Origin of the sequence: Klebsiella sp. NPDC088457 (assembly GCF_044900465.1) — a bacterium.
GTDB lineage: Bacteria > Pseudomonadota > Gammaproteobacteria > Enterobacterales > Enterobacteriaceae > Klebsiella.
In genome coordinates this window covers 19719-33214 of sequence record NZ_JBJDNH010000032.1, presented here as the reverse complement: position 1 = coordinate 33214, position 13496 = coordinate 19719, and the positions used below count along the sequence as shown (strand labels likewise).

14 protein-coding genes and 1 pseudogene are annotated in these 13496 nt (G+C 54.6%); 10 read left to right on the top strand and 5 right to left on the bottom strand.

Features of this window, described 5'->3' with window-relative positions:
* Nucleotides 1–919 precede the first annotated feature (919 nt).
* Nucleotides 920–1292 (bottom strand): annotated as a pseudogene (locus ACI2JR_RS19325) (hypothetical protein); the annotation flags it as partial.
* 140 nt (nt 1293–1432) lie between these two features.
* Between ACI2JR_RS19325 and ACI2JR_RS19320 the strand changes: the two are divergent.
* On the top strand, nt 1433–2389 hold the full coding sequence (locus ACI2JR_RS19320) for a nickel/cobalt transporter (RefSeq protein ID WP_132730609.1): 957 nt from the start codon (nt 1433–1435) through the stop codon (nt 2387–2389).
* Here the strand turns inward: ACI2JR_RS19320 and ACI2JR_RS19315 are convergent.
* Nucleotides 2386–2892: a MarR family winged helix-turn-helix transcriptional regulator gene (locus ACI2JR_RS19315; RefSeq protein ID WP_132730563.1), complete on the bottom strand. Its 507-nt coding sequence runs from the start codon at nt 2890–2892 to the stop codon at nt 2386–2388. The two genes, ACI2JR_RS19320 and ACI2JR_RS19315, sit on opposite strands and share 4 nt — an antisense overlap.
* 81 nt (nt 2893–2973) lie before the next feature.
* Between ACI2JR_RS19315 and ACI2JR_RS19310 the strand changes: the two genes are divergently transcribed.
* The gene (locus tag ACI2JR_RS19310) at nt 2974–3846 is read left to right on the top strand and encodes an EamA family transporter (protein ID WP_132730562.1); all 873 of its coding nucleotides are present in this window, start codon (nt 2974–2976) and stop codon (nt 3844–3846) included.
* A 93-nt stretch (nt 3847–3939) separates the two neighbouring features.
* On the opposite strand, the gene ACI2JR_RS19305 is transcribed toward ACI2JR_RS19310, so the two are convergent.
* Nucleotides 3940–4152, bottom strand: coding sequence for a YdgH/BhsA/McbA-like domain containing protein (locus ACI2JR_RS19305; RefSeq protein ID WP_015585822.1), 213 nt, complete (start codon nt 4150–4152; stop codon nt 3940–3942).
* A 384-nt stretch (nt 4153–4536) separates the two neighbouring features.
* Here ACI2JR_RS19305 and ACI2JR_RS19300 point away from each other — a divergent pair, with 384 nt between their 5' ends.
* From ACI2JR_RS19300 to ACI2JR_RS19265, 8 genes are all read left to right on the top strand, one after another.
* A complete protein-coding gene (locus ACI2JR_RS19300) occupies nt 4537–4863 on the top strand; it encodes an antibiotic biosynthesis monooxygenase family protein (RefSeq protein ID WP_462479234.1) in 327 nt (108 codons plus the stop codon).
* A complete protein-coding gene (locus ACI2JR_RS19295; protein WP_132730560.1) occupies nt 4856–5245 on the top strand; it encodes an amino acid-binding protein in 390 nt (129 codons plus the stop codon). Before ACI2JR_RS19300 ends, ACI2JR_RS19295 begins: the two co-directional genes overlap by 8 nt.
* 6 nt (nt 5246–5251) lie before the next feature.
* Nucleotides 5252–5953 (top strand): ArsR/SmtB family transcription factor, encoded by a 702-nt coding sequence (locus ACI2JR_RS19290; RefSeq protein ID WP_462479233.1) that lies wholly within the window; start codon nt 5252–5254, stop codon nt 5951–5953.
* Between the two features lie 499 nt (nt 5954–6452).
* Complete coding sequence (locus ACI2JR_RS19285; protein WP_132730558.1) at nt 6453–7061, top strand: fimbrial protein; 609 nt, start codon at nt 6453–6455, stop codon at nt 7059–7061.
* 96 nt (nt 7062–7157) lie between these two features.
* A complete protein-coding gene (locus tag ACI2JR_RS19280) occupies nt 7158–7859 on the top strand; it encodes a molecular chaperone (protein ID WP_462479232.1) in 702 nt (233 codons plus the stop codon).
* Nucleotides 7860–7870: 11 nt separating this feature from the next.
* A complete protein-coding gene (locus ACI2JR_RS19275; protein WP_132730556.1) occupies nt 7871–10357 on the top strand; it encodes a fimbria/pilus outer membrane usher protein in 2487 nt (828 codons plus the stop codon).
* Entirely contained in the window at nt 10348–11340 is a 993-nt protein-coding gene (locus ACI2JR_RS19270) for a fimbrial protein (protein WP_132730555.1), read from the top strand. Before ACI2JR_RS19275 ends, ACI2JR_RS19270 begins: the two co-directional genes overlap by 10 nt.
* Before the next feature lie 14 nt (nt 11341–11354).
* Nucleotides 11355–12005 (top strand): fimbrial protein, encoded by a 651-nt coding sequence (locus ACI2JR_RS19265; RefSeq protein WP_132730554.1) that lies wholly within the window; start codon nt 11355–11357, stop codon nt 12003–12005.
* A gap of 46 nt (nt 12006–12051) precedes the next feature.
* Here the strand turns inward: ACI2JR_RS19265 and ACI2JR_RS19260 are convergent, their stop codons facing one another.
* Both ACI2JR_RS19260 and ACI2JR_RS19255 read right to left on the bottom strand, forming a co-directional pair.
* Entirely contained in the window at nt 12052–12768 is a 717-nt protein-coding gene (locus tag ACI2JR_RS19260) for a cyclic-di-GMP phosphodiesterase MrkJ (RefSeq protein WP_132730553.1), read from the bottom strand.
* 152 nt (nt 12769–12920) lie between these two features.
* Complete coding sequence (locus tag ACI2JR_RS19255) at nt 12921–13496, bottom strand: helix-turn-helix transcriptional regulator (RefSeq protein ID WP_132730552.1); 576 nt, start codon at nt 13494–13496, stop codon at nt 12921–12923.

Below are 13496 nucleotides of genomic sequence, written 5' to 3'. Positions count from 1 at the left end.
GTGAGAATGGCGCTATGGAGTTGAATCATGAAGTACCTCCGCCGGTGGGAGCGAGGCACTTCACGTAACATTCTGAGTCAAATGGATTTTTGTTAGTAAATGCTACATTTTCTGGAGGGGGCCACATCTTCCTCATCCTTCATTCCTCGTGGTTATGCGCTCCGGAAATACAGAGGCACAGGCTATCGGTCTGGCGATAACCCGACGGATAGACACACCATTATTCAAGTCGCGCGGTACGGAGAACTCCCGATGACGAGGTTCCCTCGCTGCCGGAGATGGATCAGTAACATTTTGATTCTCCCTTGCTGCCTCAGCGCAGATTGCATGAGTGTGTGGATAGTATGGTAATAATTAAACACCCGGAGACTCACCGTCATTACTCACACAGGAGAATCCTGGTTTCCGCTTCCGGTGAATATTGCGCAAGATGCTTCGCAGAGCTCGAAGAACGATATGACAGTCTGGATAGCATTCACTGCATCACTACAACGGCAATTAAACCATACTGCAAAATTATGTCAGAGAATAGCAATAATAAGCCTGGTGATATGAATGATACCCTGTATAGCTTAATTGACGAAGAGAGCCGTGAGTGAATTTCAGGACCTCATGAAGGCGTAGGGGAGAGGGAAAACAGTTTTTTTTGGAGTCTTTTGGAGTATGTTGTTGCAGGTGGTGAATGTATCTTATTATTTTTAAATAGCTTTAATGGTACCTGATGGTTTTTTATCAGTGGTTATTGGAGTTGTCAGGAGCTTGCTTTGCTGCATTTTTGACAACCTGCATTTTACACGTGGAATAGATCCTAAGCGCTCGCCGAAAAAATAGCTTTTTACGGCGCCGGACCTCTGTATACAGGGCTCAAATAGTTTAACGCAGGCGGTGATATATTTGTGCGGATTCGCTGGCGGCATTATCCCTGCCGGCTGTAGAAGAGCAGGAGCGCTATTGCCACCATAATGGCCCCGGACGCCATACTGACCCTTCTTGCCGCCTGCGGGCGGGTCGCTAATAGCCTTTTTGAACCGTAGCCAACCGCTAAATAGATCAGCGTGCAGGTCAGCAGATGGATACTGCCCAATGCCGACATTTGTATGGCCAGCTGTCGGCAGGGTCGGTAAATTGCGGCATCAGCCCCCGGAAACGCGAAAGATCGATATCGATTTTTTTCATTCGATTTCCATCAGCTGAGTATACTTGGCATAAACGTTAACCATCGGGAAGAAGGGAAACGCTTCTTTATGGAGGCGGCGTTCATGGCTGCTCAGCCGCGTTATGAGATTCCACAAGCGTCTCACGCTAGAATGGGCAGATGGTATGCGTATTCGCGGGCATGGTAACTCGCAATATCTGCGTTTTTCAGCGTGCCGGCAGGGCAGATCCCCTCCCTGCCGGGGGGCGATTCAGGTTCACATAATGGCAAAAAATGATGACAACTCGCATTCTCACTCGTGACCGGCGCCTGCTGTCGCTGGGGTTGCCTGTGCTGGCGCTGCTCTGGGCCGGGTTGGCGCTCCATGCGCACTGGGGGACTTTTCTTCAGTGGTGCCTGGCTACTCAGATCACGCTCCACCGCTATCTGGTGATGTATCTTTTACAGCTTAATAACCAGCAATATAGCGGCGGTATCTGGCTGCTGGGCGGAGCGTTTCTGTATGGCGTACTGCATGCCATTGGGCCAGGACATGGAAAATTCATCGTTACCACCTATCTCAGCACCCATCAGGAGAGTCTGCTGGCGGCACGAGTGGTGCCGTTTGTGGGTAGTCTGCTGCAGGGGGTAAGCGCCATCCTGTTTGTCTTTATTCTGGCGGTCGGATTGAATCTGGCGTCCGGCGATCTCAGCACCAGCCGTTGGTACGTTGAGAAAATCAGCGCGCTGATGGTAGGCGCCTTTGGCGCATATGTGATTTATCAAACGCTGAAAAGCCTGCGGCCGCGAAGAATGGTCAGCGGTTCGCTGGCTCCGCTCCATGACCATCCTGACCGCTGCGGCTGCGGGCACCATGGCGTCGGGCGCGAACTGGCGCACGTTGACTGGAAAACCCGGCTCGGCGTGGCGCTGGCGATAGGGGCCAGACCCTGCAGCGGCGCGATGATGATCCTGCTGTTTTCCAATGCGCTGGGGATTGTCAGCTGGGGAATCGCCGCGGTGATGACCATGTCGCTGGGAACGGCGTTATCGATTCTCGCTCTGTCTCTGGCGGTGCGCTACGCCCGCGAGCGTGCGGTCAGCCTGTTTGCCGTTCGGGACCGCCGCCTGAAATGGCTGGTGCCGGCGGTGAAAATTGCCGGCGGGGCGATCCTCATTTTATTTGCCTGCGTGCTGTTTCTGACGGTGATCCCGATGAGCGCCAACGGCGACTATATCGCCGCCGGCTGCTAGTCCGCTTCCAGCAGGCGCATAAAGACCGCCAGCGCCCGATCCAGCTGCTGGCGCTGTTCCGCTGATAGCCCCGCCAGCAGCTGGCGTTCGTTTTCTACGTGGGTTTCCACGGCCTTATCAATCCGCTCGCGTCCTTCCGCCGTCAGGGCGACCAGCAGACTGCGCGCATCGCCCGGATCGGGCAGCCGGGTGATAAATCCACGTTTTTCCAGCGCTTTCAGGCGGTGCGTCATGGTGCCTGAGGTGATCATCAGCGTGGAAAAAAGCCGGGTCGGCGAGAGAATAAACGGTGATCCGGAGCGGCGTAGGGTGGCCAGCATGTCAAATTCCCAGCGCACCAGATCGTGAGCCGTAAACGCCGCTTCGATACGCGGCTCCAGCAGCATGGCGCAGCGCTTCAGACGCCCCAGGGGGCCCATCGGGCTACAATCCAGATCCGGACGTTCCCGTTTCCACTGTTCCAGAATGCGATCTACGGCATCGGCCTGAGGTGATTTGTCCAATTGTGCTCACTTATCTTGATATCAAGATATTTATCGATACATACTTGAGTTACTAAATTACCTTGATATGAAGATAAAATCATGGCCTTTCTCTCACGCTCTCCCGGTGTCGATTTACTGTTGACCGCGTTGGCCCCGGCCATCTGGGGGACCACCTACATGGTAACCTCGCAGTTTTTGCCACCCGACCGGCCGTTTATCGCGGCGCTGCTGCGGGTGCTGCCGGCGGGGATCGCCCTGTTAATCTGGTGCCGTCGCTTTCCGCTGCGCAATGAATGGTGGAAGCTGGCGGTCACCGGGGTGCTGAATATTGGCGCCTTTCAGGCGCTGCTGTTTATTGCGGCCTATCGTTTACCCGGCGGCCTGGCGGCGGTCATTGGGGCGATACAGCCGCTGCTGGTGATGCTGCTGGCCTGGTGCGTGGACAGACAGCGTTCGCCGTGGACGGCGGTGCTCCCGGCGCTCAGCGGCATCATGGGGATGGCTTTGCTGCTGCTTTCGCCGCATACGGTGCTGGATGCGCTGGGGATTGGCGCGGCATTTTTGGGGGCGGTCAGCATGGCGCTGGGAACCTGGCTGTCTCGTCGTTGGGCGATAGCGCTGCCGGTGATGGCGCTGACGGGCTGGCAATTACTGATTGGCGGGGTGGTACTGGCGCCGGTGGCATGGTGGGTCGATCCGCCATTACCATCGCTGACGTTGACGCAGATCGCCGGCTATCTGTGGCTCTGCGTAGCCGGCGCTATGCTGGCGTACGGGCTGTGGTTTCGCGGGATTAGCCGCCTTCCCTCGGCGGCGGTGTCGGCATTGAGCCTGCTAAGCCCGGTGACCGCGGTCCTGCTGGGCTGGATTTTTCTCGGGCAGAAGATTCAGGGACTGGCGCTGGTGGGGTTGATGGTGGTCCTGCTAAGCGTGCTGTTGATTCAGCGCGCATTAACAAAAAAAGCCCCATAAGGGGCTCGACATTGCTGTGTGTTGATCAGCTGTGGGAGCGAGACGAGCCGCCGTCAGGCGGCCTGTCCGGCAGCTCCCTCTGCAACCATTCTCTTATTTAGACAGCTCGGCGGTCATATGCACCTGGTTACCGGTATAGGCTTCGGTAATGTGGTAAGACGCGCCCTGATCTTTAGCGATGGTGGCGATTTTTGCTTCCGCGCTGTCCAGGGTATCAGCGGTGACGCTGACCGGGTGTTGAGCGAAGCTGGCGAAAGAAACCAGGGATAGCATACCGGCAGCGGCAAGTAATTTTACGTTTTTCATGGTGTTTTTCCTTTTAACTTTTTAGGTGGAAAGCGCTGTGCTTTCGATGGGTTTATAATAAGCTTGCTAACTATAACGGGCGTTGCAAAAAGTGCGATTTAGATCACACTTTTATGGCAGCAAGATGAAGGCAGAGTAGGGGTTTAAATTATTTATTTAATAGAAACATATTGTTAGTCGAGTTTCTTCACCGTCTCGTTGAGCAAAAAAATGTGGCACGGCTGTTAATTTTTTTTAAGCGCCATGGTGACGCATGGTTTTGGTGAATGTCCTGGCGGTTTTTTGCCGCTGATGGCGGGGAGGCATACTTCGTTTACTGGCGAAGCATCGGGCTAACACTTCGCGATACCGTGGCGTCACCATTGCATGAGAAAGGACGACACGATGATTGCGGTACTCTTTGAAGCCGAGGTGACTCCGGCAAAGCAGGCACGTTATCTGAATCTTGCGGCGGAGCTTAAGCCGCTGCTCGTGACTATTGACGGCTTTATCAGCATCGAACGCTTTCAGAGCCTGACGACGCCGGGGAAAATCCTCTCACTCTCCTGGTGGCGGGACGAAGAAGCGGTGCTGGCATGGAAAAGGAATCTTTGCCACCAGGCGGCGCAGGCGGAGGGAAGAGCGACTATTTTTTCCGCTTACCAGATTCATATTGCGCAGGTTATTCGCGCATATGGCGTAGAAAAGCGGGAGGGACGCGGCGATGTATGATATTCATGTGATCCTGCCGAATCGGCCCGGGCAGCTGGCGTTGCTGGGGCAGACGCTGGGGAAAAACGGCGTCGGGCTGGAGGGCGGCGGGGTCTTCACCCTTGGCAATCAATGCCACGCCCATTTTCTGGTCGCGGAAGGGGAGCGGGCCAGAACGGTGCTGGAGCTGGCGGGGATCCCGGTGGTGGGCGTTTATCCGCCGCTTATCCGCAAGCTGAGACAGGAGCAGCCCGGCGAACTGGGCGCTATCGCCCATGCGCTGGCGGAGCAGGGGGTCAATATCCTGACCCAGTACAGCGACCATGCCAATCGTCTGATACTGGTGACCGATAATTTTCCGCTGGCGCAGGACGCGACGCGTTGCTGGGCCACCACTTTGTGAGGCGCTATGTTAAAACCTGCTGACGTTATTGTTAATGATGAGTCGTTGGCCGTCGCCATCACGACGGTGGCTTCCGCCATGGCGGACGCCTCGCGGGCGAAAATGCTCTGTGCATTAATGGACGGCCGGGCATGGACCGCCACGGAGCTGGCGACAGCGGCGGAGGTTTCCGCCTCGACCGCCAGCGCCCATCTCAGTCGTCTGGTCAGCAGCCGCCTGCTGGTGTGCCTGGCGCAGGGGCGGCATCGTTATTACCGCCTGGCGGGAGCCGACGTCGCCGGTTTGCTGGAAAATATGATGACGATGGCCGGGAAAAGCGCCATTGTGCTGACCACCCGGACCCCGGTCAATCTGCGAACGGCACGGACCTGTTACGACCACCTCGCCGGCGAAGTGGCGGTGGGTATCTATGATTTCTTATTGCGTGAAGCGTGGATCTCGCCGGACGGCAACGCGCTGACGGCGGCGGGGGAGGCGCATTTTGCTCGCCTGGGGATCGCCGTGCCGATCGGCACCCGGCGCAGAGTATGCTGCGCCTGCCTGGACTGGAGCGAGCGGCGCTTTCATTCCGGCGGGGCGGTAGGGGCGGGACTGCTGCGCCATGGTCAGCACAAAGGCTGGTTCACCCTGATCCCGGGGTTTCGGGAGGTGAATATCACCCGAACAGGCAGGCTGGCGCTGTGCGAGCATTTCCAGGTGACGCTCTAATGTGGCCGTTTAATGGCTGAGCCGCAGGCGACAGTGCCTGCGGGAGAATGTTTTATTGGGCTGCGCTTTGCTATTTCAGTAACCCGGGCCGCCGTATTATTCAGATTGTTCGCTATCGTCATGGAATAGCTTTTTTGCCATGATGTTTCCCTCCTCGATATATCCTTTGCGCCTTCTCCCCTCTGATGTAAATAACTTAATATTCGTTTTTGTCTATTGTTTTTTTATTTATTGATAGTCAAAAATTATCAATGGTGCGATGTAACAAGTTATAAGCAAATGTATATTTGTCGGCGAAAAATAGCATTCTTTGACGCCGACAGCATTAACGAATTCTTTAAACGGAGTTCGCGTCCTGACGCCTTAAATATTGCGGCTCCCGGTCAGTCGAAGTTTCTATTCACAGTTGCACAAGTGAGCATCGCATAACGCTTCTGACTTTTGTGCAGGTTTACTGTTGGTTTATTGATATAAAACTCACTCTGACAAGGAAATGGCAATGAAAAAGGTTCTTCTCTCTGCAGCGATGGCAACGGCATTTTTCGGTATGACTGCGGCAAACGCTGCTGATACTACCGTTGGCGGTGGCCAGGTTAATTTCTTCGGTAAAGTTACCGACGTATCTTGTACTGTTTCCGTCAACGGCCAGGGCAGCGATGCTAACGTATACCTGTCTCCGGTTACGCTGACCGAAGTGAAAGCGGCCGCCGCAGACACCTATCTGAAACCGAAATCGTTCACCATCGATGTCTCCAACTGCCAGGCAGCCGACGGCACCAAACAGGATGACGTGAGCAAACTGGGCGTGAACTGGACCGGTGGTAACCTGCTGGCCGGCGCTGCGGGCAAGCAGGTTGGCTATCTGGCTAACACCGAAGCCGCTGGCGCACAGAACATCCAGCTGGTTCTGTCTACTGATGATGCCACCAACCTGACTAACAAAATCATCCCGGGCGACAGCACTCAGCCTAAAGCAACTGGCGATGCTTCCGCCGTTCAGGATGGCGCGCGCTTCACTTACTTCGTCGGTTACGCGACCAATACCCCGGATACCGTCACGACCGGTGTGGTTAACAGCTACGCGACCTACGAAATTACTTACCAGTAATTCGCGTCTGAAAATAAAACCGCCTTTATCCCAGGCGGTTTAAAACAATGATAAAGCGGCAACGGCTGCCGCTTATTTTTTTCTTTTGAGGTCAGCATGAAGCATATTGTCCTTTTTTTCTATTTCATTTTTAGTTTTGCGGCCCATGCCAACAATATTATCGTCAATGGCACCCGCTTTATTTATCCAGGAAATGAAAAAGAAATAACGGTACAGCTTTCTAATACCGCCGACCGTCCGGCGCTGGCGCAGGCCTGGCTGGATAATGGTAATGCCGACGCTACGCCGGATACCATTACCACCCCATTTATTATTACTCCCCCGATTTCCCGGGTTGATGCGAAAAGCGGGCAGACCTTACGTATTAAACTGGGGAGCGCCGGCGGGCTGGCGCAAAATAAAGAGACGCTGTGGTGGCTGAATCTTCTGGAAATCCCCCCGGTGGTCGCCAATCAGAAAAATGAAGGTCAAAACATCCTGCAGCTGGCGATTCGCTCGCGGTTTAAGTTTATCTACCGCCCGAGCGGATTGGGCAACCGTGACGCTGCGCCGGAACAATTAGCGCTGGCCGCCAATGGCAGCAGCCTGTCGGTCACCAACCCCACGCCATTTTATCTCACCGTCAGCCGTATTTCCCGCGATGGCGGTAAGGCCCTGAACAGCAAAACGGTGATGCTTGCTCCGCAGTCCAGTCAGACCGTCGCCCTCTCTTCAGCAGTGAACCGGGGTGAGACCCTGACTATCAACAATATCAATGACTATGGCGCAGATGTGGCAGTGAAAGTAGCCGTTAAATAAGGGAAACGATCATGAAGCAGAGGTCCATCTGCCCGGGAAGATTAAGCACAGCGATCGCGCTGGCGCTGTTCTGCTTTCCGCCATTTTCCAGCGGACAGGAAAGCCCGGGAACGGTATACCAGTTTAACGATGGTTTCATCGTTGGCAGCCGGGAAAAGGTCGATCTGTCTCGCTTCTCCGCCAGCGCGATCGCGGAAGGGACCTATTCGCTCGATGTGTATACCAACAACGAGTGGAAAGGGCGCTATGAACTGAACGTCACCCGTGACAAAGATGGCAACATGGGGATCTGCTACACCCGTGAAATGCTCGAACGCTATGGTATTGCCGCGGAAAAGCTCAACCCGCAGCTGAGCCAGCAGGAAGGCTACTGCGGGCGTCTGAAGGCGTGGCATCATGACGACGCGGTGAAAGACAATCTGATTCAGTCCTCCCTGCGGCTGGAAATCTCCGTTCCGCAAATCTATGAAGATCAGCGCCTGAAAAACTTTGTCAGCCCGGAGTTCTGGGATAAAGGCATCGCCGCGCTGAATCTGGGCTGGATGGCGAACACCTGGACCAGCCACACCTCTGCCGCGAATGGTTCGGATAACAGCAGCGCCTATCTCGGGGTGAATGCCGGTCTGTCGTGGGACGGCTGGCTGCTCAAGCATATCGGCAACCTCAACTGGCAGCAGCAGCAGGGGAAAGCGCACTGGAACAGCAACCAGACCTACCTTCAGCGGCCGATCCCGCAAATGAACTCGATTGTCAGCGGTGGGCAGATTTTTACCAACGGTGAATTCTTCGACACCATTGGCCTGCGGGGGATAAACCTGGCGACCGACGACAATATGTTCCCGGACGGGATGCGTTCCTATGCTCCGGAAATTCGCGGCGTGGCGCAGAGCAATGCCCTGGTGACGGTGCGTCAGGGAAACAATATTATTTATCAGACTTCGGTTCCGCCGGGGCCGTTTACGTTGCAGGATGTTTACCCGTCCGGCTACGGCAGCGATCTGGAAGTTTCGGTTAAAGAGGCCGATGGTTCGGTGCAGGTCTTCAGCGTGCCTTATGCTTCGGTCGCGCAGCTGCTGCGCCCGGGGATGACCCGCTATGCCCTGTCGGCCGGTAAGGTCGATGACAGCTCGCTACGTCATAAGCCGATGCTGTATCAGGCCACCTGGCAGCATGGTCTCAATAACCTGTTTACCGGCTATACCGGGGTGACGGGCTTTGATGATTACCAGGCGTTTCTGCTGGGGACCGGGATGAATACCGGTATTGGCGCGCTGTCTCTGGATATCACCCAGTCGCGGCTGAAGAGCGACACCCTCGATGAGAAGGGGCAGAGCTACCGCGCCACCTTTAACCGGATGTTTACCGAAACCCAGACCAGCATCGTGCTGGCGGCGTACCGCTACTCCACCAAAGGCTATTACAACCTGAACGACGCGCTGTACGCCGTCGATCAGGAGAAAAACCGCAACAGCAACTACACCCTGTGGCGGCAGAAAAACGGCATGACCTTCACCGTCAACCAGAACCTGCCGGACGGCTGGGGCGGCTTTTATCTTAGCGGCAGCGTCGCGGATTACTGGAACCGTTCTGGTACGGAGAAGCAGTATCAGCTCAACTATAACAACATGTACGGTCGTCTCTCGTGGTCCGTGGGCGCGCAGCGCGTCTACACGCCGGATAACTCCGGCCACCGCCGTGACGACCGCGTTTCGCTGAACTTCAGCTATCCGCTGTGGTTCGGGGAGAACCGCACCGCCAACCTGACCTCAAACACCTCGTTTAGCAACTCGCACTTTGGCAGTTCGCAGATTGGGGTCAACGGCTCGCTGGATAGCGAAAACAACCTCAACTACGGCATTTCGACCACCACCGCCAGCGGCGGCCAGCATGATGTCGCGCTCAACGGCAGCTATCGTACGCCATGGACCACGCTCAACGGCAGCTATAGCCAGGGGGAAGGCTATCGCCAGAGTGGTCTGGGGGCCAGCGGTACGCTGATTGCCCACCGCCACGGCGTCGTGTTCTCGCCGGAAAGCGGCAATACCATGGCGCTTATCGAAGCCAAAGATGCCGCGGGCGCAATGCTGCCGGGCTCACCGGGAACCCGTGTCGACAGCAACGGCTACGCGATTTTGCCGTACCTGCGTCCTTACCGGATTAACGCCGTCGAGATCGACCCGAAAGGTAGCCAGGATGATATCGCCTTCGAACGGACCGTGGCGCAGGTCGTGCCGTGGGAAGGCAGCGTGGTGAAGGTGTCGTTTGGCACGACGGTGCAGAACACGCGCACCCTTCAGGCGCGCCAGGCAAATAGCCAGCCGCTGCCGTTCGCCGCCACTATCCTGGATCCGTCAGGAAAAGATATTGGCGTGGTCGGCCAGGGCAGCATGATGTTTATCAGTGACGCCAGCGTTCAGCGCGCGACCGTTAAGTGGAGCGGCGGACAGTGTACGGTGGATCTGGGTCAGGTAAAAACAAAGGAAACGGTATGTCGCTGAGTAAACGACTGATGATGGCGGTTGGCCTGCTGGCCCTGGGAACCTCCACGGCCTGGGCGGACTGCACGCGGAGAGCGGCCAGCACGGTTAAGCTGGATATGACGATGGGGCGCGTGGTTGTGTCGCCGGATCTGCCGGTAGGCGCGGTTATCGCCAGCCAGGACTGGACCATGCCAGCAGGCAACGGCGTCAGCTATTACTGCACTAACACCAACACCTTTAAAGCCGATATTGTTGCCGCCGGCGTCCAGGATCTGGGAAACAAGGTCTATTCAACGAACGTTCCGGGGATTGGCATGCGTTTTAGCCGCGGCGGCGCCACGGTCAATATTATCTATCCCGGGACCTTCACATCGAACGGCGGCAGAGGGACCAACTACTCTCTGGAAGGCTCGCGCTTTACCCTTGAGCTGATCAAAACCGCGGCGGTTACCGGAAGCGGTACCCTGGCAGCGGGAAAATATACCTCCTATGACTGGGAAAGGGGGAATAACCCGATTCTGGAAACCTACCTGAGCGCGAATGCGATCACCATCGTCTCCCCTTCCTGTACGGTGCTGAGCGGCAAGAATATGAATGTTGATGTCGGCAGTATTAAACGCAGCGATCTGCAAGGCGTCGGAACGACCGCTGGCGGGCGCGATTTCAATATTGAGCTGCAGTGTAGCGGCGGGTTGAGCGAGTCGGGATATGCCAATATCCAGACCTCTTTTTCCGGAACCCTGGCAACCAGCACGACGGTTAAGCAGGGGGCATTGCTCAATGAAAAAACCGGTAGCTCCGCCGCCAAAGGGGTCGGGATTCAGGTGCTGAAGGATGGCGTGCCGCTGGAATTTAACAAAAAGTACAGTGTCGGCACCTTGCGTTCTCAGGAGACGCGCTACTTTACGCAACCCTATCATGCGCGTTTTTACCAGTATCTGCCGACCACCAGTACCGGCGAGGTGGAATCGCACATGATCTTTAACCTGACATACGATTAATGCGGGAGGCGGGCATGAAGGAATATGGACGTGGCACCAACGGCAAACGGATCATCACGCTGGCCGTGGCAAGCGGGATGCTTGCCGCCTCATCGGCGTATGGTTTTATGACCAACGATGAACACGGGCGGGTCGAGTTTGTTGGCAAGGTGACGGATATCTCCTGTAGCGTAGCGCTTAACGGCGGCAATAATGCCGGGAGCGGCAATGTCTGGCTGGCGCCTGTGAGTCTGGCTGAGGTTCACGATCGCGGGGCCGGCGCCTTTATGAAGCCGCAGCCTTTTACGCTGGAGTTATCGAATTGCCAGTTACGTCATGATGGCGGCGCGGCGGATAAAAATGCCATTCGCTCGGTAAATGTGCGTTGGGTTGCTGGATTTACGCGCAATGACGTCGGCAACGAAGACGCGGGCTATCTGGCGAACACCCTGCCGGACGGCGCGCGCAATATCTACCTGGCATTGTCGACGAATGATAATAATACGTTGGATAAGCGTAATAAAATTGTCCCCGCCGACCCGGAGCAAAACCAGGTGTCGATTATGGAAAATGCGGTCAATGGCGGCGTATTTACCTATTATATCGGTTACGTCACCCCGACGCCGGAAAAAGCGACAAGCGGGCCGCTGACCAGCTGGGCAACCTGGGAATTAGTCTATAACTAACGGACGGTATTGTAGAGCATAAAAATACCGGATTGCTCCGGCATTTTTATGCGGTGATATTTTCCTGGACCAGCTGTTCAATGCTGACCTCTTTCCAGTAGTGACCCTGAACGGCAAACCACTCCATTCCCTGCAGCCAGTTTTTATGCGCTTCACTTTCTACGCCTTCAATAATGACATGATGATTATTACGAGCGAGGAAGGTTACCAGCGCATCCATTAATGGACGCCCCGATTCTTTCTGCATTAAATGCCAGAAAAAATCTTTATCAATTTTAACATAGTCAAAATGATATCCGCGGATAGCATTGATTCCGGCATAGCCTGAACCGAAGTCATCGAGCCATAACGTTGAGGTTTGCGGGTTATGCCAGTTGGCGAGTGCATTATTGAGCAGGTTGTTGGCATTTTCCGTGACCTCAAAATGCACACAGCCAAGACGCGCAATGTACTTTTCTATTTGAGGCTGATGTAGAATGCTGAGAATATGGTCATCAACGTTAATGGTGGCAGAGATACCGTTATTAATAAACCACGTTTTATGCTTTTCAATCAACGCCAGTTGTTCCATGAATATACTTTCACGTAGTGCTGCACTGGCATGGCGAAAGAAAAATTCCGGGGCCACGGGAATACAGTCGAAGCGACTCAAACACTCCACGGCGACCAGCGTGCCTTGCGGCGAAAACATTTTTTGGAAAACGTAACGCACAGAGATATCGCTACGGGATAACTTATAGTCGGAAAATATATTAGCGTCCATTTTCTCGTGTCAGGAGTTTTACGTACTATCGATGCAGGGTAAAATGATTATAAGTGACCTTTCTGCAGTTGGGAATGTTTATTAAAAGTAAGTTTTCAATTAATTCCCCGATTTTGATTGGCGGTCTGTTGCGTTTTTATACTCACGACGTTTTAGCATTGATAGAGGTTGACGATGCTGTTATGCATGGCCCTCGAATTGTCGATACCGAGCTTTTTCATGATATGGATTCGATGGCTATGAACCGTTTTATGATCAATGTCCAGCAGCGCGGCGATTCTTTTGTTGTTATGGCCAGCCACCGTCAGTTGCAGAACCTGGCGTTCCCGGGCGGAGAGTTTTTTCTGTACCGCCAAACCGCGCTCGTCGGCCGGTGTGCTGGCGACGCGATAAAAATCACTAAGTGATGATTTTTCTGTCAAAATCAATATATTGTCTATATCAATCAGCTCCTGGCACAGGCTGGCGATGTCGCTTTTGACCATCAGAACCAGCCGGGTACAGCGCAGCAGACAGCTGCGCATTTTGTTGAGTAACGACAGCGTTTCAGCAGCCGTCATCTCCTGATGAATGACATTAAAAATAACGATCCCGAGCAGGGGGGCGAGTGCCCCCTGGGTGATATCCTGATAACGAAAAGTGGTAATACTTTTATTGTTATCAATCATGTAGCGATGTATTGATTGGCCGATGATATTGTCATCGGTATACAGCAATATACTGTCCAA